23 protein-coding genes and 1 tRNA gene are annotated in these 24130 nt (G+C 34.4%); 16 read left to right on the top strand and 8 right to left on the bottom strand.

The genetic code is table 11. The features are described from left to right. Nucleotides 1-41: 41 nt before the first annotated feature. The gene (locus NOX90_RS04660; RefSeq protein WP_375603723.1) at nucleotides 42-1487 is read left to right on the top strand and encodes a hypothetical protein; all 1446 of its coding nucleotides are present in this window, start codon (nucleotides 42-44) and stop codon (nucleotides 1485-1487) included. 130 nt (nucleotides 1488-1617) lie between these two features. Here NOX90_RS04660 and NOX90_RS04655 read toward each other — a convergent pair whose 3' ends face one another. Both NOX90_RS04655 and NOX90_RS04650 read right to left on the bottom strand, forming a co-directional pair. Beyond that, nucleotides 1618-2889: a M16 family metallopeptidase gene (locus tag NOX90_RS04655; protein ID WP_375603722.1), complete on the bottom strand. Its 1272-nt coding sequence runs from the start codon at nucleotides 2887-2889 to the stop codon at nucleotides 1618-1620. Beyond that, nucleotides 2886-3497, bottom strand: coding sequence for a superoxide dismutase (locus tag NOX90_RS04650; RefSeq protein WP_375603721.1), 612 nt, complete (start codon nucleotides 3495-3497; stop codon nucleotides 2886-2888). Before NOX90_RS04650 ends, NOX90_RS04655 begins: the two co-directional genes overlap by 4 nt. A gap of 183 nt (nucleotides 3498-3680) precedes the next feature. Here NOX90_RS04650 and NOX90_RS04645 point away from each other — a divergent pair, with 183 nt between their 5' ends. Then, nucleotides 3681-4046: a transposase gene (locus NOX90_RS04645; protein ID WP_375603639.1), complete on the top strand. Its 366-nt coding sequence runs from the start codon at nucleotides 3681-3683 to the stop codon at nucleotides 4044-4046. Then, nucleotides 3989-4447: a transposase gene (locus tag NOX90_RS04640; RefSeq protein WP_375604575.1), complete on the top strand. Its 459-nt coding sequence runs from the start codon at nucleotides 3989-3991 to the stop codon at nucleotides 4445-4447. The genes NOX90_RS04645 and NOX90_RS04640 overlap by 58 nt, the downstream gene beginning before the upstream one ends. Nucleotides 4448-5458: 1011 nt before the next feature. On the opposite strand, the gene NOX90_RS04635 is transcribed toward NOX90_RS04640, so the two are convergent. Next, nucleotides 5459-6748 carry a metallophosphoesterase gene (locus NOX90_RS04635; RefSeq protein ID WP_375603720.1) on the bottom strand — a complete coding sequence of 430 codons (1290 nt, stop codon included), beginning with the start codon at nucleotides 6746-6748 and terminating at the stop codon, nucleotides 5459-5461. 175 nt (nucleotides 6749-6923) lie between these two features. Between NOX90_RS04635 and NOX90_RS04630 the strand changes: the two genes are divergently transcribed. The 8 genes from NOX90_RS04630 (at nucleotide 6924) to NOX90_RS04595 (ending at nucleotide 15162) form a co-directional block, all read left to right on the top strand. Beyond that, a tRNA-Leu gene (locus NOX90_RS04630) sits at nucleotides 6924-7011 on the top strand. Nucleotides 7012-7040: 29 nt separating this feature from the next. Then, nucleotides 7041-8123, top strand: coding sequence for a GTP cyclohydrolase II (locus tag NOX90_RS04625; protein ID WP_375603719.1), 1083 nt, complete (start codon nucleotides 7041-7043; stop codon nucleotides 8121-8123). Between the two features lie 72 nt (nucleotides 8124-8195). Continuing rightward, complete coding sequence (locus NOX90_RS04620; protein WP_375603718.1) at nucleotides 8196-8876, top strand: virB8 family protein; 681 nt, start codon at nucleotides 8196-8198, stop codon at nucleotides 8874-8876. After that, complete coding sequence (gene virB9 / locus NOX90_RS04615; RefSeq protein WP_375603717.1) at nucleotides 8863-9663, top strand: P-type conjugative transfer protein VirB9; 801 nt, start codon at nucleotides 8863-8865, stop codon at nucleotides 9661-9663. Before NOX90_RS04620 ends, virB9 begins: the two co-directional genes overlap by 14 nt. A gap of 16 nt (nucleotides 9664-9679) precedes the next feature. Next, entirely contained in the window at nucleotides 9680-11173 is a 1494-nt protein-coding gene (locus NOX90_RS04610) for a TrbI/VirB10 family protein (RefSeq protein ID WP_375603716.1), read from the top strand. A 1-nt stretch (nucleotide 11174) separates the two neighbouring features. Continuing rightward, nucleotides 11175-12167 carry a P-type DNA transfer ATPase VirB11 gene (virB11, locus tag NOX90_RS04605; RefSeq protein ID WP_375603715.1) on the top strand — a complete coding sequence of 331 codons (993 nt, stop codon included), beginning with the start codon at nucleotides 11175-11177 and terminating at the stop codon, nucleotides 12165-12167. Nucleotides 12168-12197: 30 nt separating this feature from the next. Continuing rightward, nucleotides 12198-14192, top strand: a complete 1995-nt coding sequence (locus tag NOX90_RS04600) for a type IV secretory system conjugative DNA transfer family protein (protein ID WP_375603714.1) — start codon at nucleotides 12198-12200, stop codon at nucleotides 14190-14192. 121 nt (nucleotides 14193-14313) lie between these two features. Continuing rightward, complete coding sequence (locus tag NOX90_RS04595; RefSeq protein WP_375603713.1) at nucleotides 14314-15162, top strand: P44/Msp2 family outer membrane protein; 849 nt, start codon at nucleotides 14314-14316, stop codon at nucleotides 15160-15162. Nucleotides 15163-15326: 164 nt separating this feature from the next. Here NOX90_RS04595 and prmC read toward each other — a convergent pair whose 3' ends face one another. Further along, nucleotides 15327-16166 (bottom strand): peptide chain release factor N(5)-glutamine methyltransferase, encoded by an 840-nt coding sequence (gene prmC / locus NOX90_RS04590; protein ID WP_375603712.1) that lies wholly within the window; start codon nucleotides 16164-16166, stop codon nucleotides 15327-15329. Between the two features lie 364 nt (nucleotides 16167-16530). Here prmC and NOX90_RS04585 point away from each other — a divergent pair, with 364 nt between their 5' ends. Next, the gene (locus NOX90_RS04585) at nucleotides 16531-17238 is read left to right on the top strand and encodes a pyridoxine 5'-phosphate synthase (protein ID WP_375603711.1); all 708 of its coding nucleotides are present in this window, start codon (nucleotides 16531-16533) and stop codon (nucleotides 17236-17238) included. Here NOX90_RS04585 and NOX90_RS04580 read toward each other — a convergent pair. The 3 genes from NOX90_RS04580 to rplM form a co-directional block, all read right to left on the bottom strand. Next, nucleotides 17231-17542 (bottom strand): HU family DNA-binding protein, encoded by a 312-nt coding sequence (locus NOX90_RS04580; RefSeq protein ID WP_375603710.1) that lies wholly within the window; start codon nucleotides 17540-17542, stop codon nucleotides 17231-17233. The genes NOX90_RS04585 and NOX90_RS04580 overlap by 8 nt on opposite strands. A 146-nt stretch (nucleotides 17543-17688) precedes the next feature. Beyond that, nucleotides 17689-18144 (bottom strand): 30S ribosomal protein S9, encoded by a 456-nt coding sequence (gene rpsI / locus NOX90_RS04575; protein WP_375603709.1) that lies wholly within the window; start codon nucleotides 18142-18144, stop codon nucleotides 17689-17691. A 10-nt stretch (nucleotides 18145-18154) separates the two neighbouring features. Further along, the gene (rplM, locus tag NOX90_RS04570) at nucleotides 18155-18613 is read right to left on the bottom strand and encodes a 50S ribosomal protein L13 (protein WP_250295989.1); all 459 of its coding nucleotides are present in this window, start codon (nucleotides 18611-18613) and stop codon (nucleotides 18155-18157) included. Nucleotides 18614-18742: 129 nt separating this feature from the next. Between rplM and NOX90_RS04565 the strand changes: the two genes are divergently transcribed. From NOX90_RS04565 to NOX90_RS04555, 3 genes are all read left to right on the top strand, one after another. Further along, entirely contained in the window at nucleotides 18743-19978 is a 1236-nt protein-coding gene (locus NOX90_RS04565) for a TolC family protein (protein WP_375603708.1), read from the top strand. 19 nt (nucleotides 19979-19997) lie between these two features. After that, nucleotides 19998-20573 (top strand): PopZ family protein, encoded by a 576-nt coding sequence (locus NOX90_RS04560; protein ID WP_375603707.1) that lies wholly within the window; start codon nucleotides 19998-20000, stop codon nucleotides 20571-20573. Nucleotides 20574-20658: 85 nt separating this feature from the next. Continuing rightward, nucleotides 20659-21234, top strand: coding sequence for an RlmE family RNA methyltransferase (locus NOX90_RS04555; RefSeq protein ID WP_375603706.1), 576 nt, complete (start codon nucleotides 20659-20661; stop codon nucleotides 21232-21234). Between the two features lie 297 nt (nucleotides 21235-21531). Here the strand turns inward: NOX90_RS04555 and NOX90_RS04550 are convergent, their stop codons facing one another. Continuing rightward, entirely contained in the window at nucleotides 21532-22395 is an 864-nt protein-coding gene (locus NOX90_RS04550; protein WP_375603705.1) for a rhodanese-related sulfurtransferase, read from the bottom strand. Between the two features lie 129 nt (nucleotides 22396-22524). Here NOX90_RS04550 and NOX90_RS04545 point away from each other — a divergent pair, with 129 nt between their 5' ends. After that, nucleotides 22525-24123: an ABC transporter permease gene (locus NOX90_RS04545; protein ID WP_375603704.1), complete on the top strand. Its 1599-nt coding sequence runs from the start codon at nucleotides 22525-22527 to the stop codon at nucleotides 24121-24123. Nucleotides 24124-24130 lie beyond the last annotated feature (7 nt).

Below are 24130 nucleotides of genomic sequence, written 5' to 3'. Positions count from 1 at the left end.
TTAACCTTTATCCATGATTTGTAAGGATTAGAGGTGAAGATATGGCTAAAGGAAATAATACCCTATTAATATTTGACTTTGATAACACCATCACTAATGAGCACATGCACAATGCTTTTTCTAGTTCAAGCAAAAGTGACTTTGTTTCTACTCAAAATAATGTAGTGACTGATACCGATATAAAAGATTTTCTAAAAAATACAGGTGGAATAAAAAATGAAGAGAAGTTGAAATCTACATTACGATCTGCACTTTCAGGTGGAATAGAAGTTAATATTGCATCATATACAGGATATCCAAATGCTGTGAGAAGGGTTGCAGAGAACCATTTGGGTTTATCTAAAGAACAAGCAGGCGGTATTTCTGTATTTGGTGGGTTTCCAGGAGATTATGATAATGAGCTTCCAAAAGGTCTCAAAGAACAACAAAGTAAAGTTGGAAAGAATTTGCATATCTGTAGAGCAATTGTGGAGTATAAGAACAATCACAATGGTCAGTTACCAAAAACTGTTATGCTAGTTGATGATGATGCAGAAAATATTGAGAAGGTTAATGAGTTTGTTGAATCAATGAGTAAAAGAGAGGAATGGCTTGAAAAAAATGGGCTGAGTATTGAAGAGATACAAAAAATCAAATTTGAAGGTGCGCGAGTGCCTAAAAAGGACAAAAATGTTGGTTATCTAGAAAGAGTACAGGAGTTTGTCAATGCTAACTTAGTGCAAGAACCAATTTATGAAAATTTGAAGAGGGAAGAACCTATATACCAAAATCTTCAAGGTATTCAGAGATCATTGTCTGAAACGGTACCAAAAGAACCTATATATCAGAATAATGAAAATCGACCACCATTGCCTCCTAAAAAAAGGAAATCAAGTGATGGTGTGGTTGCTGATGGTGAAAATAAAAAACAAGATACTCAACAGATGTCATTATCTCAGGCACAAGCAAACCCAACACGCTCAAAACGTCATGCAATGATGCTTGACCCTCAGCAAATAGAATCTATACTTCAGAACACTGAGGAGTTATTGCCAGGTANNAAAAAATACGCACATATTCAAATCGTTCCCTTAGCACAGGAATTTAAGGCAATCAAAGCTTTTTTTAAAGATTGTGCTCAAAAAACAATAGATGCTATTTGCAATCTATTAAAAAAGGAAATAGTAACAAAAATCAAAGAGCAAGGCTATAGTGTTAGTAGTAAGGAAAGTGAAATTACTGTCAAAGGAGGTAAACCAATAGATGTTTCAACAATAAACAAAGATATTATTGTCGATTCTTTAGCTCAAATAATAGAGAACAAGGAGAAAATCAAAGATCTTAACAATAATTATAAAGGTGATCAGCTAGAGCGAGAGATATCGAAATTATTGAACGCTGGTTCGCAAAAGGAAAATACAAACTCAAACTATAATGATGGAGAACCTACACATCAAACCGTTCAAGAAGCACAGAACTATCATCAGCAAAAAAAAATACAAACTTGAATTCTGCAAGCAGCACTACACCTCAAGGTCAAGTATCATCATCTCCTCCTAGAAGCAATATAAAAGAAGCGTCTAGTTCACAGCACACCGCTTCAATTGTAAAGCAGCCAAATTAATGTAATAGAATGCGCTAAGCTTTAAGCATAGAAACCACTTTATCGTAACTTGGCAATGATTTAATTTCTCCAATTGCAGCTAGAGTGATTTTTTCATGCTGAGATAACAATTCTTCTGCTGCTTTTTTTACGTTGGCAGTGGTAACTGCACTAATTTTTTCTATTAATTCACTTTTACTGATATATTTATTATAGTTACCATAGTAGTGCCCCAATGTTTCAGCACGTGAGCTTACGCTTTCGCGCGACATTAAAATTTGGGATTTCACTCGCTCTTTCACTCTATTTACTTCTTCTTCCTTCAAATCATCTGTAGACAACTTCTTCAACTCTGTTGTTATAGATTTTAAAAGCTTATCTAAGTTACTACTGTCTGTACCAGCAAAAATGGAAAACATTCCTGTATCAGTATAGCTGGAATTAAATGAATAAACAGAGTAAGCTAATCCCTGCTTTTCCCTTACTTCCTGGAACAGACGTGATGACATTCCGCTCCCTAATATAGAATCAAGCACTTGAAACGTGTGATATTTATCGTCATGGCGAGAAACACTAGGTAGACCAATTAGCAAGTGTACCTGGTCTAATTTACGATGTTCTAAATACTCACCACCAGTACAGCTCGCATTTTGGCTTTTTTTTAGCTTTTTAGAATGAATCTTTGAGAGAAAATCTTTGGTTAATGCAACAACTTCTTCATGTTCAACATTTCCTGCAACAGTAAATAGCATATTCTCGCCAAAGTAATGTTCATTTATGTAATTATCTAGATCTCCTCGAGTAAAAGATTTTACAGTATCTTGCGTGCCTAAGATTGACCTGCCGAAAGGTTGATCTTTATAAGCTGCCTCAAAATATTTATCGAAAACAATGTCACTTGGTGAATCATTAGTTTGAAAAATCTCTTGTATTACAACGCCCTTCTCACGTTCCAATTCATCTTCTGGAAATGTTGAATTCATCAATATATCTATTAATATATCAATACCAGTTTTTATGTCTTTCTTGAGGACTTTTGCATAATAGGTGGTGCTTTCCCTACCAGTGCTGGCGTTGAAAACCCCACCTATGTCATCAAAAGCTTTTGCAATTTCAAATGCAGTTCTTGTCTTCGTCCCTTTGAAAGCCATGTGTTCTAGAAAATGGGATATTCCATTTTGATTTGCACTTTCCGCTCTACTGCCAACACCAACTCGTATGCTTAAAGCTACAGAATCAATATCACGCACCTGCTCGGTTATTATGCGCAGACCATTATCTAATTTTGTTACCTGGGGTACATTCATCTTATGTGTTCTTNTAAATTCTCTTCTGCAAAATCCCAATTAATCAAATGATCAAGGAAAACTTTTATGTAGTCAATTCTACGATTTTGACAATCTAAATAGTATGCATGTTCCCACACATCCATAGTGAGTAATGGAACTTGACCATAAATTAATGGCAAATCTGCATTTGGAGTTTTGGTGATTTTGAGCTTTCCTTTTTCAAGCACTAACCACACCCATCCACTACCAAACTGGCTTACTCCATGATTGGAAAATTCTTCATAAAATTTATCAAAGCCACCGATATCGTCCTGAATTTTTTTTGCTAAAAGACTACTATCTTTAGGCTTGCCACCACCATTCTTCTTCATTGAATTCCAATAAAAAGTGTGGTTCCAAACTTGTGCTGCGTTATTGAATATAGGCAAGTTGCCGCTATTACCATGAACTTCTGTTATTAATTCCTCAATTTTTACGTGTTGATAATCCGTATTTTCAACCAGCTCGTTGAGTTTATTTAAATACCCTTTATGATGTTTATCATAATGAAAATCCAAGGTTTTTGCAGATATGTAAGGTTCTAAAGCTGTTTTATCATATGGCAGTTCAGATAAAGTAAAATTCATTCAACCTCCTCAATTTCTAACCTAGATAGTATTGCAATATGTGCTCTTGTGCAACATGTAATTAAACGATTATTATATAGATTTTTCGAGAGGTAAAGATGTCAGGTGTATATGAAAGTCTTAGAGCATGTCTTCAAACTAAGTAGAAAGGAGTTAAGAAGTGTGTTATAAGATATATTTTAAATGTACCCAAGCGATATAAGTGACAAAGAATGGAAGATGATAGAGCAATATTTTGAACCTAAAAAGACCGGCAGACCAAGAAAACACAGTATCAGAACGATTATCGATGCAATAAGGTATGTGATGAGAACAGGCTGTCAATGGAGACAACTACCTAAGAATTTTCCACCATGGAAAACCGTGTATAGTTGTAATTCGCGTTTAAAAAAAAGTGGAATATGGCAAGAAATTCATGATTTTCTAGTTAAAAAACTAAGAAAGATAATTGGTAAGAATGAAACTCCATCAGTAGGAATAATTGACAGTCAATCAGTAAAAACCACTCAAAAAGGGGATCCAGAGGATATGATGCTGGCAAGAAAGTAAAGGGTAGAAAACGCCACATCGTTGTAGATACTCTAGGTCTTGTAATTGCTGCTGAAGTACACAGTGCAAGCATTCAAGATCGTGATGGTGCACTAAATCTTTTTGTTCAAGCCAAATGCAAAGCTCCAACATTACGTAAGTTTTTTGCTGATCAAGGATATACAGGTAAATTGCAAAACCGCTGTTTATTGGAAACTGGATGTTTGTTGACGATTACCAAGAAAGTAGTTGATACAGGATTTCAGGTTATTCCTAAACGTTGGATTGTTGAGAGAACCTTTGCTTGGCTCTCCAATTTTAGACGTATGAGTAAGGATTATGAGCATTCTCCTCTCACTTCAAAAAATAACATCTTTTTTAATATGATCACTATTATGCTTCACAAATTAGCTCATTCTTGAGTTTGAAGACATGCTCTTAAAGAAACATATGGGAATTTCAAAAAATATGCTGAGTGTAGTACTGTTCCTGCTGTAAAAAAAAAGTNNGATAACAGTAGAGTTTCGCAAAACAGCTTCTATAAATCTGTATACTATATTGATAGTGTTGTGGGACCAGTAAAGGATGCAGTTTTTGGTGTTGAGAGAAATGAGTATTTTATGAGTGGTAGAAAGGTTGAGGTAAATGAACATTCTCTAGGTGGTAGAAAGTCTGATATTTCTTCAGCAATGGGGGGTGCCGTTTGTGCATTAACTCACATAGTTCTACAACCTTTATATCTAGCGCTCGCATATTTGTTATACTGGCCTGCAAAAGGGCTAGCGAAAGTAACAGATAAGTTTGATCTTAAAGATAATACAAAATCATTGGTAGATTATTCAAGTACGTTATCAAAAAAGGCATTGGAACACAGTAAGAAAGTAGCTGGATTTGTTAACGTAGTTTNNTTGAGTTATGTTTGCACTGCCGTCATCTGGGCTGCAGCACTCGTTATTACACCACTTACTTGGGCTGTTGATAAAGTGTCAAGTAAGTTTAGTGACGCAAAGTCTGAAGCTGTTAACCTCCATGAAAATGGTGTAACTGCGTAGCTAATCTGCACAACATGGCTTTAACATTTAGCCACCGGAAAGGGTGTCATACAAGTAGCGTGATGCACAACTTGTATCTTTCACTACGTAAGAGTATCCGTTCAGGCAATGGCGTCAACTTATACCAAACTTCGTTATTGGGAAGACAAATAGTACATATTATAAATTTGCTTAAAATCTGCAATTACAGGCAAAAGGGCTATTTTTAATTTGTCTTATTATTAATGAGACTTGGTATTAAGGACACATTTTAGACTTCTTTGTTGAAATAAAACAGAAACAAAAGTGCTGTTTATTGCACTTTTTGGATAATTTAATGATAAAAAATTTAGAGAGAAATTTTATACACAATCACTGATATTTTCCCTTAAGTTGACGCCATTATCTGAACAGATACAATGAATCGACTATAGTTTTAATCCGTTTTNNGAGTTTAAAATCTTCCGTTAGCTTTGCAGAATACATTTCCTTATTATCTTGGTTATAGAAGGTAAATTCGTGATCATCTAAATTTAGTATTGCAAAGCCAAAGCCAAAAAAGTTTCTAACCTCGTGTGCTAAATAGTTTTTACCATTTGAATAGTCAAATTCTACATTTTGATAAACAGATTCTTGATCTTGAGCGTGTAATGATGCACCACCGTTTCCAACTATAATCTGGTCTGGAACATTATCCATTAATAAAATCTGGGCTATATGAATGTGGCCAGAAACTATGGTAGTAACATTGCTTGGAAATTTATCTCCAAAAGCTTCAATTTGTGTAAGATTACCATGGCTTTTTAATGTCAAAAATTCTTTTTTTGGAGATCTCCAAAGCGGTTTATGAGTTAAAAACCACATGGGCTTATCAGAACTATTTTGTATCAATTTATCAAATTGCCTCTCAAAAGCATCAATTGTGCTTTGGGTTGTAAAAATATCCTCACCGGATGAAGAGTCGAAGATAAAAAATTTCATCGGTCCAGCATCTAAGGACCAACTAGAAACGAAGTTTCCACATTTTTCAGACGAAAAGGGGTGTGAATCTAGATAACTGAACCATCCTTCATAAGCTCTATCACAACTCTCATGGTTTCCACGAACAAAAAGGAAAGGGGATTGTGATAAAATATCCTTTGCAGGCTCAAACCAATCAGCGTACCAAACTTCTTTATTATATCCATAAATATCGCCACACTTTTTTGTATTTCTACATTTTGTTTGTCTATAATGATAATCACCAACATGGATAATTAAATCTGGTTTATGAAGAGCGATTGAATCTAAATTTTTTTTNAAAGGCCAGCTATCTGCCGAATTACATTCCTGCTGAAATAACATATTTATTCTACAGCCCGTGTCACCAATAAAAGCAATTTTATTAACCTTTTCTGGTAATATAGGAACTCGTAGATCCTCAATACTAATGTTTTTGGCACTTGTTTGTACTGTCAGTTCACAAACTGTTTCGTTATGATCACCATTGTTAATTGAGCTGCGATTCAGCATTTCTATTTCCTTGTCATCGACATAAACAATGGGACACATGTCATTGTCTGTAATTGCACGTATGCTTAATTTATTTTCTGGGATAACTTGAGACCATGTGTATAATATCTGTGCATGGACGAAATGAAAGCTAGTTATAAGAGAGAGAGCTAAAAAAATAAAGATATTAGCTACATTCATTTGTATAAAAACCTAAGTTAAAAATTAGTAGTAAGGTTATCTTAAATGATTAAAATTTATAATCAAATTATACAAGTAATTTCTAGATTATTCTAGTATCAGATTGACACTCTAGATGAAAAATTCTAAAATGATTAAATAATTTAAAATAATTATACAAAAACTAGAATATAGTGCGGCCGTGGTGGAATTGGTAGACACGCAGCGTTGAGGTCGCTGTGGCTCATAAGGCCTTGGAAGTTCGAGTCTTCTCGGCCGCACCAGTTTTTATCGCTGTTTAGTATGGGTAAAAATGTTTATAGGAAATCAAAGTAGCAATAAGGTAGAAAGGGCTATTAGCGAAGTCAGGCGCGGCCGGCCAATTGTAATATATGATGAAAGTAATTACCTATTGTTTGCTGCTGCTGAAATTTTAGAAAGAAATTTGTTTAATCAATACAAGCTTATATCAAGTAATGTATATGTTACTTTAACTTCAAGTAAGGTAAAATACATATCTCAGAATAAAGAACGTAGCAGCAAACGTCTGTTGATAAGCAATTTTGATGAACTGCTCCATTTAATAAACTGTTCAAAGGAAGATAGCATAAAAGAGTTGCAATGCTCAAAGACAATAGATGAGTATGCTGTTGCCTTGCTTAAATTCTCAGAATTATTGCCATACGCGTTAGTGGCTGATATGACTTTTGAGAATAAGCATGAAATGCGAAATTGGTGTAAAGAAAATGACATTATTGCACTAGATACGTTACTCGTAAATGATTTTCAACAAAATCAGAGTGTGTATGAAGTGTGCAAAACATCGTTATTTTTAAAACAGACTCAAGAAGTAGATATCATATCTTATAGAACCGAAAGTGGCGGAAGAGAACATCATGCAATTATCATTGGCAATCCAGATAAAGATGATGAACCATTAGTGAGAATTCATTCTTCGTGCTATACGGGTGACTTGTTAGATAGCTTATCATGCGATTGCAGAAGTCAGTTACATCAAGCAATTCAAATGATAGCTGACTTTGGAAGTGGTATTATATTGTATTTGATGCAAGATGGAAGAGGTATTGGTTTAACTAATAAGTTAAGAGCGTACAGTATGCAAAGAGAACATAACCTTGATACTGTTGATGCAAATAGAATATTGGGTTTTGAAGATGATGAAAGGAGTTTTGTTGTTGCAGCTAAAATGCTTAAGAAATTGAACATTAACAAAATCCAATTACTTACAAACAATGATAGGAAATTATCAGAATTGGAAAGTAGTGGTATAGAGGTTACAAAGTGTCTATCACTTATTGTGGAACGTAATAAATATAACGATTCATATATGGAGACAAAGTTTTGTAAGCTAGGCCATAAGTTAAGAGTTTTTTAGCTTTTTTGTTGTAACTACTTTGTTAATTTGCTATGTTTATTAACACAAGTTAAGATTTTTAAGAATACTAAAATGCTAAGATTTTTTAAGCGAGAGAAAAGTACTGAATCGTTAGATAAGGATATAAGTTGGAATTCAAGCCGCTACAGCACAGTTATTGCTCAAAGGAATATTCTACTTTTATTTGCGTTAATATTATTAGCAACAATCTCTATCAGCGTATTAGTCATATTTAAAATTAGCACAAGTAGCACTATTGAGCCATTTGTTATAGAAATTGACAAAAAATCAGGAATAGTGCAATTGGTTGATCCTGTCACAGTAAAACAATATTCTGCAAATGAAGCGCTGAACGATTATTTTATTTCAGAGTATATAAAAGCAAGGGAGGTTTTTGATCCATATCATTATAATTATAACTATTATACAAAGGTGAGGTTGTTTTCCTCATCTAATGTGTATAATGAATTTAGAAATTATATAGGATCGCAGAATATGGATGATCTTTTTAATTTATATTCAGATACCAAAAATGAATTTAAAATTCGCTCAATTCAAAAATTGGGTAACGATGCTCTTCAGGTGAGGTTTTTTGTGGAATTTATACGGAAAGATGGAAGTTCCACAAGAAAAAATAAGATAGTGATTATGTCATATAGATATGCATCGCTTGAAATGAATGATCAGCAAAGATATATTAACCCATTAGGGTTTCAAGTTATTTCATATAGAGTAGATGATGAATATGTATAGGATATTATTAGTTTTAGCTTTACTTGTAAGTAGCAATTTAAACGCATCCATTAATTATAATGAGCCTATTTCTGTAGATAGTAGAATAAAGACTTTTGTGTATAGCCCTAATGAAGTATTTACGGTGGTTTTTAGTCAAGGTTACTATTCTTATATTGAATTTGCAGAAGGGGAAAAAGTCAAGAATATCGCTGTTGGTGATGCATCAAGTTGGAAAATTAATCCTTATGATAATAAACTGCTTGTCATGCCATTTGAAGTTAGTAGTCGCACTAACATGATTATTACGACAACTAAANAAAGAAATTACATTTTTGATCTAATTTCAAGACCAAATTACGATAAATACCCAGATAATGATGCTANNAAAGTGGATCATGATTATTCCGTCGAAAAGGATATATCTTACGTAATACGTTTTTATTATCCTCAAGAAGAAGATGAATTTGATGTTGATTTAGATGAGGTTTCTTTACCTACTCAAATGCAATATACTACAGACAAGCCAGAAAAAATAATACAAGAAAATGATACGAAGTACAATTATACATATATTGATGAAGGTAGTAATGCGGATATAGTTCCGATTGAGCTATTTGATGATGGTTATTTAACCTATTTAAAATTTAGAAATAATAATAAAATACCTCAGATTTTTGTAGAAGAGGAGGATAAACCTTGTAAAAGGCTGTTATTTGATGATTATATTATAATAAAAGGAGTACATAAAAAGCTATTTATGCGTTATGAAGATGGTGAAGTTGAAATTATAAATAGGTCACTTTAGCTGTGGTACATGCAATATGAATAAAGAAAGGCGTAAAAATTCAGAAGATGAATCAGAAATAGAGAACAAGGTAGTAACAGTTGGCTCTAATCAAGGTCATAGGGCATTGATGGTCATTATTTTAGTGCTTCTGGTTGGTGGAGTGTATTATCTCTATTTTAGTCCTTCTCCTAAAGAGGGTTCAGAAGTTATTAAAAAAGAGGAAATAAAGCAAAACGTTCAAGAATTGAAAGGAAAGTTGGAACAAGTTCCAGATAATGTAATAGTTCCAGAAAGAATAATAACTGATCCCTTACCACCCTTACCTCCTCTTCCTACACCATCAATCATACCAGAAATAAAACAAATTAGAAAAGAAGAAGAGAAACCAAAAGAAATCTCTGTGTCAAATATACCTATTTTACCGCAGCAAAATTTTCCTTCTAGGAATGTTATTAGCAATTTACCTACCTCGTTTCCTACAATAGGAGGTGGTGGTTACCCTAGAGACAGACGTACTGCACAAATGTTAGCAATTTCAGTTGGTGGTGGAGAGAACAAGGCTGCTGATGCTATTTTATCCGACACTTCAGCACAGTCGAGCAAAGCTACCAGAGTAGGAAAGCTTGGTTTAATGATTACTCAAGGTAAAATTATTGATGCTGTTCTTGAAACTGCAATAAATTCTGATCTGCAAGGAATGCTGCGTGCTATGGTGAGTAGAGATGTTTATGCAGAAACTGGTGATACAGTTTTAATACCTAAAGGCTCAAGATTGATAGGTAGTTATTCATTTGACTCGAATGTTGCTAAATCTCGTGTAAATATAAACTGGAATAGAGTGATTCTGCCACATGGAATAGATATTGCCATCTCATCACTTAGTACTGACGAGCTTGGTAGAGCAGGGATAGTGGGAATAGTTGATAATAAAATAGTAAGTGCGTTATTCTCTTCAGTGGCACTTGCTGGTGTTTCAATTAGTTCGGCTGTTATAGGGCAAAAGGCTTCTAATATTGTCGATGTGCTAACTGTTATGGATGCAGCACGATCTATCATTGGGACTGAAATAAACATTTTCTCTCTCAAAGAAGTAATTATGAGTGGGTTGAAAGAAGGTGATATCAAAACAGCAATTAAAACGGTTAATAAAGAAGAATGGAAATTAGGTCCTAGAGCTATTAGCAGAATTCAGGATGCTTCTAGCGAGCAAAATTTATTTGAGATCATGAAAGAAGAAGTCGCGAAGGTGCTAAGCACAGCACTTGCAGGTAAAAAAGTTACTGAAGAGGATATCCCTATTACTTTAGAAGATGTAAAGGCATTATTAAAGCAAATTCAGAAAAAAAGTAAGTCTGTTTATGAAAGCGCAATTGAAAAGTCAATTAATGATTTTTCTAAAGACATGCGAGACATAGTTGATAGGAGTGTAGATAAAAAACCAACTATTTATGTTGATCAAGGCACTGCATTGAAAGTGTTTGTTAACCAAGATGTAGTATTTCCTCCACAGGCAATATTAAATCGATAAAATGAACTATGCTGCACTTGATACATATTTGGAGCCATTACAAGTCATATTTCAAGAAGAAGGTGTAAATGAAATATCAATAAATAGGCCAAAGGAAGTATGGATTGAAAATCGTGGTGAAATAAGGTGCGAAAAACTGGAAATATTTGATCTTAACCATTTGAAATCTCTTGGCAGGTTGATTGCTCAAGCTACAGAACAAAAACTTAGCGAAGAAGCGCCGTTACTTTCAGCAACATTACCAAATGGTTATCGTATACAGATAGTATTTCCTCCAGCATGTGAACCTGATAAAGTAGTTATATCAATTCGTAAGCCTTCTAGCATACAATTAGCACTCGATGATTACGAAAAAATGGGGGCTTTTTCTGAAACTGTTACAGAAGCAACTGATAATCCAGTTGACCGTCATTTGGATTTACTGTTAAGGCAAAAAAAAATAAAAGAGTTTTTAGAATACGCTGTAATAAGTAAGAAAAATATTATAATTAGTGGTGGAACTTCCACTGGTAAGACTACTTTTACTAATGCTACTTTGCGTGCTATTTCAGCTGAGGAAAGAATTATTACTGTTGAGGATGCAAGGGAAATCGTTTTGAACGAACATCCCAATAAAGTCCATCTAATTGCCTCTAAAGGAGGGCAGGGCAGGGCAAAAGTAACCACTCAAGATTTGATAGAGGCGTGCTTACGTTTAAGGCCAGACAGAATAATAGTTGGTGAACTCCGTGGAGCGGAAGCTTTTAGTTTTCTTAGGGCGATAAATACTGGTCACCCTGGATCAATATCAACCCTTCATGCGGATAGTCCAACAATGGCCCTTGAGCAAATAAAATTGATGGTTATGCAAGCAAACCTTGGCATTCCTCCAGATCAAATTATACCATACATTAGAAATGTGATTGATATTGTCATTCAACTGAAAAGAACCAGTGGGGGAAAAAGAAGTGTTTCTGAAATATTATTTACTAGATCTTCAAATGAAAATGCTTAAATTTATACATAAGTTAAGAAAAAGTAGTTTATGAGTAATGGAAATCACCTACGTAATATTCTCATAGGAGGTGTAGTAGCTTTTAGCGTACTTGAGTTTTGCTTCTATCTATCTGGTATATTGTTTGTTCTGTTTGCTGATGGTCCGGATGCTGTGGATTTTAAGGCAATTAATCCTAATTTGACGCCTTTCCCTCAAGCTCTTTGGCCAACGATTTTTGATCATATACAATATTGTTGGCATCATCCAGAGTTATATAACCTTGAGCTCAAAATCAAATTAATTATATCTTTTGCACTGCCTATCATTGTTTTAATGATTATCTTATGGAATTCAAGAGAAAGGATAATTGAGTGGCGACCATTTAAAAAGAAAGAATCACTTCATGGAGACTCGCAGTGGGCATCAGAGAAAGACATACGAAAAGCAGGGTTAAGAAGCAAAAAGGGATTAATGCTTGGTAAAGATAAAAGAGGCTACTTTATTGCTGATGGGTTTCAGCATGCATTATTATTTGCACCTACAGGTTCTGGTAAAGGTGTTGGCTTTGTGATTCCTAATTTATTATTTTGGACTGACTCGGTAATTGTACACGACATAAAATTAGAAAACTATGAAATAACAAGTGGTTGGCGAAAACAACAAAAGCAAGAAGTATTTGTATGGAATCCAGCGCAGCCAGATGGAATAAGCCACTGTTATAATCCATTGCAATGGATTAGTGAAAAACCTGGGCAGATGGTTGACGATGTGCAGAAAATAGCCAACCTAATTATGCCTGAACAAGACTTTTGGCAAAATGAAGCAAGAAGTTTATTTGTTGGAGTGGTATTATACTTACTTGCTGCACCAGAGAAAGTTAAATCTTTTGGTGAAGTTGTGCGTACGATGCGTAGTGATGACGTGGTTTATAATCTTGCTGTTGCTCTTGATACAATGGGTAAAATACTACACCCTGTAGCATATATGAACATTGCAGCTTTTTTACAAAAAGCTGATAAAGAAAGGTCAGGTGTTGTATCAACTATGAACTCATCGCTTGAACTGTGGGCAAACCCATTGATTGATACCGCAACTGCGTCAAGTGATTTTAATATTTTGGATTTTAAAAAGAAGAAAACTACAGTTTATGTTGGGTTAACTCCTGACAACTTGACTAGGCTCAGACCTTTAATGCAGGTTTTTTACCAACAGGCAACTGAGTTTTTATGTAGAAAATTGCCATCGGATGATGAGCCTTATGGTGTATTGTTTTTAATGGATGAGTTTCCTACACTTGGAAAAATGGAGCAATTTCAAACAGGTATTGCATATTTTCGTGGTTATCGAGTTAGGTTATTCTTAATTGTTCAAGATACTGAGCAGCTCAAAGGAATATACGAAGAAGCAGGGATGAACTCCTTTTTGTCAAACTCGACTTACAGAATAACTTTTGCAGCCAATAATATTGAAACAGCTAACTTAATATCGCAACTTATAGGAAACAAAACTGTACAACAAGAATCGTTGAATAAGCCTAAATTTTTAGATTTAAATCCTGCTTCAAGGTCATTACATATCTCTGAAATACAGAGAGCATTGCTATTGCCTCAAGAAGTTATTATGTTGCCACGTGACGATCAGATAATTTTAATAGAGTCGACTTACCCAATTAAATCAAAGAAAATTTTGTACTACAGTGATACCACCTTCACAAGAAGGCTGCTCAAGCAAACTCGTGTGCCTACACAAGAACCATATGACCCAAACAAAGTTCTTTCTGCCGCTGCGAGCAAAGATAAGGTTAATAACGAGGGGAATAATGCTCTTGAGGGGCCTAATTCAGTTGATTATCCTGCTGAAACTAAAACAGAGGATGCAGTGTATGATGAATCAGATGAATTTGCAGACGAAGATATTGATGATGAAGATATTGACGATAAGTTTGAAGATGATGATGACGAGAGGAGCGATGATGGGTTTGATGACGAAGACGAGGAGGATGAATTTGAAGATGAGGATAAATTCAAAAATGACGAGAAATAAGGGTAACTTTGCCTATTTTTAGCTCGGAAAAGTGCAAGTTATGCAAATCATTAGGTTTTTCATATTAAGCCATTTTTAATTAATTAGTATTAGATTAGCTATTTTAACTAGGGGAGTAGTAATGATTAGTAAAAAAACATTAGCGGTTACAGCACTTGCTTTATTGTTGTCACAACAATCTTTTGCAAGTGAAACAGAAGGGTTTTACTTTGGTAGTGGGTATTATGGTCAATTTTTTAATGGCATGGGTGAACTAAAAACAAGCACTACAGGTATCAAAAATTTGTCTATAAATGACAGGGATGCTCAGAACACAAAAGGTCAGTCACTAAGTAAATATAAAGGAGATTATAATCCACCTTTTGCTGCAAATGTGGCACTTGGTTATACAGGAGAATTGAATGGCAATAGCTACAGAGCTGAATTGGAAGGAATGTATTCTTCTGTAAAAGTGGATAATATTGGTTTAGCAACTAGCCAAATAACTCTTTCATACCTAAAGGAAGTTAATAAGGGTGCTAGTAAAGAAACTGATCTCTATAGTGCTGCAGTTAGTCATGACCAAATTGAGAACATATCTGTAATGGCAAATGTTTATCATCATTGGAAAAGTGACCATTTCTCTTTTTCTCCTTACGTTGGTATTGGAGTCGGTGCAACAAGAATGACGATGTTTGAAAAATCGTCAATCAGACCCGCAGGTCAATTAAAAGCTGGCTTTGATTGTCGCATAAGTGAAGATGTAAATATGCATATCGGATATAGAGGTTTTGGTGCTATTGGTAGCGATATTAAGCTTACAGCAGAAAAGTTAGGACAAATAGTAGACGACCCCAAAAATGCTGGACAAAAGATAGTTAATCCTAGCTCAGGTAGCAAAGTAACTGAGGAAATAAATATAGGTAATCAACTATTTCACACACACGGCATAGAAGCTGGCCTTACTTTCCACTTTGCCAGCAAAGCTTAAACATGTTGCCCTTTAAAAATGCATAAAACCGTTCCTGTCATCCTATGGCTTGACCATAGGATCTAGTTAAATATAGATCCAAGTAGTCACGCTACTTGGATGACTAGGTAGAGGGTGCTGGGATGACATAGGATAATATGGGATGAAAGGCAAAAAAACATTAGCTATGTTTTTTGCATAACAATGCATCTCTTCATTCCTGCCAAATCATATACGTATTCTTGAAAAGCTAATTCGTATGAGGGTATTATTTTGTCAATATCATTTTGATCTTCACCTATCTCCAATATTGCAAACCCATTTTTTTTAAGGCACCTCCTTAATATTGGAAAAATGCTCAAGTAACAGCTCAAACCATCAATTCCACCATCAAGAGCAATTCTTGGTTCCTTTTGCACTTCGGCTTGCAGGTCTTTCAATTTGCTTCTTTTAATATATGGGGGATTGCTAATTATCAGATCAAATAAATCGCTACACTCTGCCCACGAACTTGGAAATATTTTGGCTCTGCTGAGAAGATTATGTTTCTTTGTGTTCTGATAGGCAACTTTGTATGCTTCCAAGCTTTTTTCAAAACCGATACCAACGGCATATTCATACTCACTAAGTACGGATATCAATAAACAACCTGTGCCTATACCAAAATCTGCAATTTTTAGTTTCTGCTTTTTGTTTGGGTAATATTTTAACACTGTTGAGATTAATGTTTCACTATCTGGTCTTGGATCCAAAACATGTTGGTTAACTATAAAATTTTTACTCCAGAATTCACGATTACCTATTATTTGCGATATTGGATATCTTTCCGCTCTTTTTTTTGTTAATTTCCAAAATAAAAGTTCTTTCTCCATCGGCACTTGATCAGCATGGTTCATAATTATGAATGATCTTTCCACTCCAAGTACGTGCTGCATGATGATCTCACAATCTAAATATGGTGATTCAACTTTATGTGACGATAATAACTCCGATCCTTCTTGAATTAAAGTGCTGATTGTTTTCATTATTCTAAAAATGTGTTCCTTTCAGCCACAAACGGTGAGTATAATAGCTAACTTAAATCTGCTCTGTCGTCCTATGGCTTACTGTACGAACATTGCAATATGGCACATAGTAAACGATGTCATGCAAGTAGCTGATACTGGACTCTTGTTTCAATGTTAAACAAAATACCATAGAATTCAAGAAGACAATTCCTAGAAAGCTCTTACATCCAAAATGAGCATATCCTCCTCCACTTCTTTATCTCTTCTCCTTCGTTTTGACGCTTAGGTATTTTTTCTCTTTGTTGTCATATCATCTGGATAAGGTCACTATGCAAAAGACCCAATAATATGTATAATCTATAAATAATTTTTGAGGTAAATTATGAAACTAGGCGTTAACATTGACCATGTTGCAACCCTTCGTAATGCGCGTGGGACTTACTGCCCAGATCCACTCAAAGCAGCAGAAATAGCTATTGATGCTGGAGCAGACTTTATTACTGTACATTTACGAGAAGATAGAAGGCATATTAGAGATGAAGACGTATTTAACCTAAAAAAAAGCATTAGCACTGAGCTAAATCTTGAAATTGCAGCCACGGAAGAAATGCTAAAAATAGCAAAAGGAGTAAAACCCTATTCAATTTGTATAGTACCAGAAAAAAGAGAAGAATTAACAACCGAAGGTGGCCTGGATATCGTTAAGATGTACAGCAAACTTTCTAGTATAATAGAGGAAATGCATAGCTCTGGTATAAAAGTCTCACTGTTTATCGATCCAAATATTAATCAACTAAAATATCTTGAGAAGCTAGAGATAAAACCTGACATAATAGAAATTCATACAGGGGATTACTGTGATAATCCATCAGAGAAAAAGTTACAGTTAATTACTAATGCTGCAGAGTACGTCAATAAATTAGGAATAGAATGCCACGCAGGACATGGCATAACTTATAAACACGCTAAGAAGATGACAAGAATACCTCACATCTCAGCTCTTAACATAGGCCACTATTTAATTAGCGAAGCTGTATTTTATGGCTTACACAGCGTAGTAAAAACAATGAAAATGATAATGTCTAACTAACTGCTGATTTTTCCTTCTCATTTAAAATACTTAAAAGAGTTTGGCTTGCTTTAAATTTTACCCTTGTCTTTTCAGGAACAGTCATGATCTCACCATTTTGGGGGTTACGACATTGTTTCTCCTGACTTATAGCAGTAGAAAATGTTCCTATTCCATGCAAACGTATTTCACCTTTCCCATGCAGCTCATCCTTTATTATTTTAATAAACGCATCATGAATCTTGCTCAAATCAGATTTTGTTATATCTATATTCTGACCAGAACAATCTTCCTTTAATTGTTTTATTATATCTTCTTTACTCATAAATTACCTTAATATTGAAAAAATCACACAAATAGCATATTATGTTGACACCGATAGTCAACTAAATTCATCACAAAAATAGAGGGTATCATACACTTTTGCAAATATTTTTATAATACTTACAAAAAAATACCACTATGAAATAACTATCTCTTAGAAAATTGACACTTTTTCCGAGCTTTATGTTGACCATATTTCTTACGTTCAACAACACGCGAATCTCTAGTTAAGAACTCACCATTACGTAATATGGAATGCAAATCTTGGCTTACGCTACTTAAAGCTCTGCTTATTCCATTAGCTAGAGCACCTGCTTGACCAGATAGCCCTCCACCCTTTACAGTTGCGAATACATCATATTTGTCTAACGTAGAAGTTGCTACAAATGGCATTTTCACTATTTGGCACACTGACTCTCTTTTAAAATAAGAAATTAGATCGCCTTTTTTGTTAACACTAAATTTTCCACTTCCCGGCTTTATCCATACTCTTGCTACAGATTCTTTTCTTCGGCCTGTAGCATATAAACGACCAAGCGAATCAACTGCTGATTTAATTGTCTTTTCTGACCAATCATTGTTATTTATTGTAGAACTCTTCATTTTTACTCCATTACTTTTTATTTTTACGATTCAAAGAGGCAAAATCTATCTTTTCAGGTTGCTGCCCTTGATGCTTATGCTCTGAACCAGAATAAACATACAAATTTTCAAAGCGTCTACGTGCCATAGGCCCATCATCAAGCATCCTTTTCACTGCCATTTCTATTACACGCTCAGGAAATTTGCCATTTAAAATATTATCTGGAGTAGTTTTCTTCAAACCGCCAGAATAACCTGTATGCTTATAGTAAATTTTATCTTTAAGCTTCTTCCCGGTGAAATACACCTTTTCTGCGTTAATAATAATTACATTATCGCCACAATCCATATGAGGTGTATACTCAGGTTTATGCTTTCCACGCAGTAATGTCGCTACAAATGCTGCAAGCCTCCCTACCACTAATCCTTCTGCATCTATGACAAACCACTTTTTATTGATTTGTTTCTCTTTTAAGAAAAAAGTCTTCATTATTTAACTAAACAATAGTAAGCTATGATATACTTAATTTCTCAATAGTGTCAACAATATTAGTTATTGATTATTAAAGTAATTTATGTTAGTAATTGAGCTGCGCAACCAACATGCACAGGAAGTAGAATGTTTCGATTGATTATTACACTTGCGATCATTTTTGGTACTATAAGTTGCTATGCAACCGATGTGGGAGAAGTTATAAGCAAAGCGATCAAAAATAGCTCAAAAATAAAGTCTCAATTTTACCAATATAAAAGCGCAGAAAAACACTATAAATCCTCTGGGTTAGCTGGATTTTTACCTGACATTAATTTGCAATACAATTTCGATAGTAATTTTAATCTTTATAATCAACCTAATTTACCTGGAAAACGCCTGATATTAAGCCAAAGGATAATAGATGGAGGTGGTACCTTTGCCACATTCAGTCGATCAAGTCATCTTCTCAAAGCAGAAAAAATGCGATTTCAGCAATTAAAACAAGAGGTTGCACTTAATGCTGTGAAAGCATATGTTGGTGTTTTACAAAAGACAGAAATATTAAAGCTCAGAGAACATAAAGAACGCGTTTCTTTGGAACATTTGTCAGCTATGAAAAAACGCTTTTCCCTTGGAGAGGTAACCAATGCTGAAGTTTTGTTAGCAAAAGCAAAATTTTCATCTTCTATATCCGAAAGAGTTGATGCTCAAGGTAAATTAAAATTGGCAAATATTGCTTATTATCATTTGATTGGCGAAGATGCTGATGACCTTTCTGAAGCTAATGATAAACTACCTTCTGTTCCAGAGCTAAATGAATGTTTACAATTAGCAAAAACCAATAATTTATCTCTAAAAGCAGCAGTTTATCAAAAAAGAGCAGCCGGAATGGAAGTGATTGCTGAAAGCTCCAAGTGGCTTCCTTCTTTAAATCTAAGCGCAAGCAAAAATTTTGGGAAGGATGGTATAAAGTTAGACAACCCATTAGAAAATGTTCATGTAGTTTTTACTCTTGATGTTCCAATCTTTAAAAGGGGAATTAATGCTTTTGGTGTCAGTAAAGCTAAAATGGATGCAAAAAAATCTACCTACGATTATTATGAAGCGGTAAAAAATATAGAACAAGCAGTTGTAAATGCTTGGAATAATGTGCTGACAGCAAAGGCCATTATTAAGGCAAGTCAAGAAGCGGAAAAAGCAGCAGCTCTAGCATTGGAAGGAGTTGAACAAGAGGTAAACTTAAGTTTAAAGAGTACATCTGACCTTTTGGACACTGAAGATGCATTATTTAAAGCACGTTCAGACTTAGTTGAAGCAAAAAGCAATTATGTGATTAGTGTTTACAACTTGCTTTTTATGATAAATAGTATAAACCTCTAAATTTAATGGTATTAGCACTATGCATGATGAACAAGGCAATCAATCTGTAAAAGATATCCTAGAAGATATAAAAAAAGCTATATCGGGTAAAAACGCGAGTAACGATAAAGCAGAAATAAAGGATGAAAATGATGATGTACTATACCTTGAGGAAGAGTATCCAGAAGACATGGAAGAAGATGGCAAAAAAGAAAATAGTGAAAAAGAGGACATTGATAATGATGACCAAAGTGAGGAAATGACTTGCAACAATAACCAATTTAATGGCCATAGCTACAATTCAGAAGAANAAAAAGATATTTATTTGTGTGATAATATCCAAACGAGTAATAACAAAGTGAGTAATAGTGGCTTACAAGCGCAAAATAATGATCATCTAATTTTAAAAGAGAACATGGAAGAGATCAAAGCGTTGCTTGGAAAAATGCAAAATGAATTGCAGCATAAACAACAAAAAAGAGCGAATCTTACTGTTGAAGAATTAGTTACATCTCTTTTAAAACCTCAGCTTTCAGAATGGCTGAATAAATATCTACATGCACTGGTAAAAGAAGTAGTTGAAAAAGAGCTCAAAGATATAATCAATAATAAGTGATTTTTATAGGGTATTAGTAATAAAAACTAGAGTAAAGACGGCTAGAGGCAGAAAACTATCTTCAACAAGGTGGCTACATCGTCATTTGAATGATCAGTATGTGCAAAAAACTAGCAAGGATGGTTATAGGTCACGCTCAGCATATAAGCTGGTAGAAATAGATAATAAATTTAAATTATTCCAAGAAGGGCAAAAAATTATTGATCTTGGTGCTTCTCCTGGTGGATGGTCACAAGTTGCATCTCAGAAAGGTGCAAATGTAGTTGCTCTTGACATGAAACCAATGAATGCAATTAATGGAGTAGAGTTTATACAATGCGATATTATCAATGAGCTTGAAATTTTAAGAGAAAAATTCAAGGATCAAAAATTTGATGTAATTTTATCTGACATGGCTCCAGAATCTTGTGGTTTAAAATCGTTGGATCATATCAGAATTATGCTTTTATGTGAGGCAGCGCTCAATTTTGCAAAGCATTTCTTGAGTCATGGTGGCACGTTTGTAGTAAAAATTTTCCAAGGAGAATCTGATAAAGATTTTTGTAACGAGCTAAAAAAAATGTTTAAAACAGTAAAATACTTTAAACCAAAGTCAAGTAGATCTGAATCTACAGAAATGTATTTGGTAAGTTTAGGCTTTATTAGCAGCAAACCTTCTTGACCTTATCCAGAAAAAGTAGAGAGAAAGTTAAGACGTTTTTGAAGTAAAATAAAACGTTTTTTCAAAGAGGTGTAATATGATAAATAGAAGAGAATACACAGCAGAATTTAAATTAGAAACTGTTAAGCTGGTTAAAGAAACAGTGACTGCCCCTTTCCACTCTGAGAAGCTATTATCTTCTCATGCTTCCAGCCAAGCAATAACTATTCATACCATCTGGGTAAGGTCATCTTTGTGTTCGAGGCAAAACCGGCTATAACATTTAACATACTGTTTTCGAAACAAATATTTATACAGCTATGGGTCAAACCATAGGATGACGGAGGTGAAGCTATAGCACATGTTCAATGTCTGAAGANNTTTACAATTAAAGCAAACCACCTGGCCACGTGGAACTGACTTCAGTTCATCAGTTGAAACTTGATTTGAGCAGAGTATGCATTTTATTGTGTTGCTTGGAGTAAGTGAGTTATCAACAGCAATTCTATCATCAAAAACAAAACATTCTCCTTTCCAATTACCATTTTCATTACGAGTTTTTTCAAGGTAAGAAAGAATGCCGCCTTTCAGGTGGTACACATCGTTAAATCCAAGACTTTTCATATATGCTGTTGATTTTTCACATCTAATTCCACCAGTGCAGTACATAGCTACTTTCAGGTCTTTACTCTCAGAGAGAGACTTTGCCCACTGAGGAAAATCGCGAAAACGCTGAGTATGTGGGTTGATTGCATTTTTAAACTTGCCTAACTTCACTTCATACTCATTTCGTGTATCTATTACTAAAACGTCAGGTTGAGAAGTAAAATCATCCCAATGCTCTGGGTTAACGTATTTACCCCTAAGGAAAATATCAAGATTGCTTACACCAAGATTCACAATCTCTTTTTTTAACCTTACCTTCATCTTACCAAATGGTTGATACTCTGCTGCACTTTCTTTCCATGTAAGGTCTTTCAGCCTATAATCAGAATGTAGAAAATCAAATATTTCATCAATCGCGTTTCTTTTACCAGATATTGTTGCATTAACACCCTCTTCTGCAAGGAGTATAGTGCCCTTTAACTCAACGTTGTTGCATGCAGCTTTTATTTCGTCTTTCATGTCATAATAATTAGAAAGTTCTACAAAATGATAGAAAGTTGCAATGATGAAGCTCATGGTTACTAATCTATAAACTTAAAATATAATATATGAGATTATCAAGATATTCAATAGATCAGCTGTTAATTACTGGATATCTTCAGTTTTTACATATAACATTTTAATATCAAATATAGATTCAAATTAATGTTTTTGAGAGTATTTAAAAATATATTCTTATTTCTAGTAAGTATATTATTCCTCTGTCCAATATTATCATTAATATCAATTCTATTTACAGATACAGCAAATTCCGGATGGGTAATCAGCACACTTTTCCCTGAATATATACTGAGTACGTTAATTTTGATGATAGGAGTGGGGGGAATATCCTTCATATTTGGAGTAATTCCAGCTTGGCTCACCACATTTTTTTCATTCCCTGGAAGTAAAATTTTTGAGATTGCTTTATTCTTTCCGATATCGATTCCTGGATATATAGTAGCGTTCGTCTATGTAAATACGCTAGAGTTTTCAGGTCCGGTGCAGAGCTCATTAAGAGACATTTTAGATTGGAGCAAAGGTGACTATTGGTTTCCTGAAATAAAATCCCTAGGTGGTGGAATATTAGTAATGGGATTTAGCCTATATCCATACGTTTATATGTTAGTCCGCTCAAGTCTAAAGAATGTTAGTAACTCAGTCACTATTGCGTCAATGCTTGGGTTCTCCTCATTGAAGAGCCTGTTTTCTGTCATCATACCCTCCATACGCCCATCGATTATAGCTGGGTTGTCTTTGGTACTAATGGAAGTAATTACAGATTTCGGCACACCACAGTTTCTTGCTATCGATACTTTTACGACAGGAATATATCGCACCTGGTTCTTACTGCATGACAAATATTCAACCACTGTTTTAGCAGTTGCAGAATTAATTTTCGTTGTGATACTAATAGCTATCGAAAAGAAACTACAANAAAAAGGAATATCCTACTCTTCAATCAATACCAATTCAGATTATCACAACAAACGGAGTATAAGTGGCGCTATACCGTTGATCTTTGCTTATCTTATGTGTGTATTGCCGATATTAATAGGTTTTATTTTGCCAATTATTCCGCTCATATATTGGAGCATAGAGAAGGGGTTTTTCATATACGAAGCAAGATTCTATAACATAATAGCAAATAGCGTTAGTTTATCATTTATCACCGCATTAATCTCAATTAGCATTGCAATAATGATTGGATATACGGCGCGTAAAAATAAGGTAATCAATAATGTAGCACGTCTCATTTCTTTAGGCTACGCAATTCCAAATGCAATTATCGCAATTAGTATAATAATATTTTTAAGCAGAATATCCTCTTTCATTACTCAATATGTTGTGGAAATTAGCTTAGTAGGAACTATCGGTGCTTTAATTTACTCATATTTATTTCGTTTTTTTGCTATATCTTTCAAGGCGGTAGAGTCAGGGCTCAAAAAAACACCAAATGAAATTGAGTGGACTGCATATACTATGGGTCATGGGCCTATTTCCACATGTTTGAATGTTCATATCCCTCTCATCAAGAAGAGTATATTATCGGGATTTTTGCTCGTATTTATGGATACTATCAAAGAGCTCACAGCAACACTCATTATAAGACCATTTAATTTTGAAACTATATCAACTAGAATATATGAACTTGTAAGCGATGAGCGCTATAGGGAAGCTGCCCCATTTTCGTTAATAATAGTTATAATAGGCTTAATCTCTACAATAACCTTATTTACACTTGATGATAAGGATAAAAAATAAACTATTT

Source organism: Wolbachia endosymbiont of Anurida maritima, assembly GCF_042182995.1.
GTDB lineage: Bacteria > Pseudomonadota > Alphaproteobacteria > Rickettsiales > Anaplasmataceae > Wolbachia.
The sequence above is the reverse complement of the archived record's forward strand: the minus strand, read 5'-3'. Positions and strand labels throughout refer to the sequence as shown.

Excerpts from the sequence above, each read along its gene's own strand:
- prmC (WP_375603712.1), bottom strand. The coding sequence starts at position 16,166 with ATGAAAACAATCAGCACTTTAATTCAAGAAGGATCGGAGTTATTATCG.
- NOX90_RS04595 (WP_375603713.1), top strand. The coding sequence starts at position 14,314 with ATGATTAGTAAAAAAACATTAGCGGTTACAGCACTTGCTTTATTGTTG.
- NOX90_RS04645 (WP_375603639.1), top strand. The coding sequence starts at position 3,681 with ATGTACCCAAGCGATATAAGTGACAAAGAATGGAAGATGATAGAGCAA.
- NOX90_RS04565 (WP_375603708.1), top strand. The coding sequence starts at position 18,743 with ATGTTTCGATTGATTATTACACTTGCGATCATTTTTGGTACTATAAGT.
- NOX90_RS04585 (WP_375603711.1), top strand. The coding sequence starts at position 16,531 with ATGAAACTAGGCGTTAACATTGACCATGTTGCAACCCTTCGTAATGCG.
- rplM (WP_250295989.1), bottom strand. The coding sequence starts at position 18,613 with ATGAAGACTTTTTTCTTAAAAGAGAAACAAATCAATAAAAAGTGGTTT.
- NOX90_RS04580 (WP_375603710.1), bottom strand. The coding sequence starts at position 17,542 with ATGAGTAAAGAAGATATAATAAAACAATTAAAGGAAGATTGTTCTGGT.
- NOX90_RS04625 (WP_375603719.1), top strand. The coding sequence starts at position 7,041 with ATGTTTATAGGAAATCAAAGTAGCAATAAGGTAGAAAGGGCTATTAGC.
- NOX90_RS04620 (WP_375603718.1), top strand. The coding sequence starts at position 8,196 with ATGCTAAGATTTTTTAAGCGAGAGAAAAGTACTGAATCGTTAGATAAG.
- rpsI (WP_375603709.1), bottom strand. The coding sequence starts at position 18,144 with ATGAAGAGTTCTACAATAAATAACAATGATTGGTCAGAAAAGACAATT.
- NOX90_RS04610 (WP_375603716.1), top strand. The coding sequence starts at position 9,680 with ATGAATAAAGAAAGGCGTAAAAATTCAGAAGATGAATCAGAAATAGAG.
- NOX90_RS04655 (WP_375603722.1), bottom strand. The coding sequence starts at position 2,889 with ATGAATGTACCCCAGGTAACAAAATTAGATAATGGTCTGCGCATAATA.
- NOX90_RS04600 (WP_375603714.1), top strand. The coding sequence starts at position 12,198 with ATGAGTAATGGAAATCACCTACGTAATATTCTCATAGGAGGTGTAGTA.
- virB11 (WP_375603715.1), top strand. The coding sequence starts at position 11,175 with ATGAACTATGCTGCACTTGATACATATTTGGAGCCATTACAAGTCATA.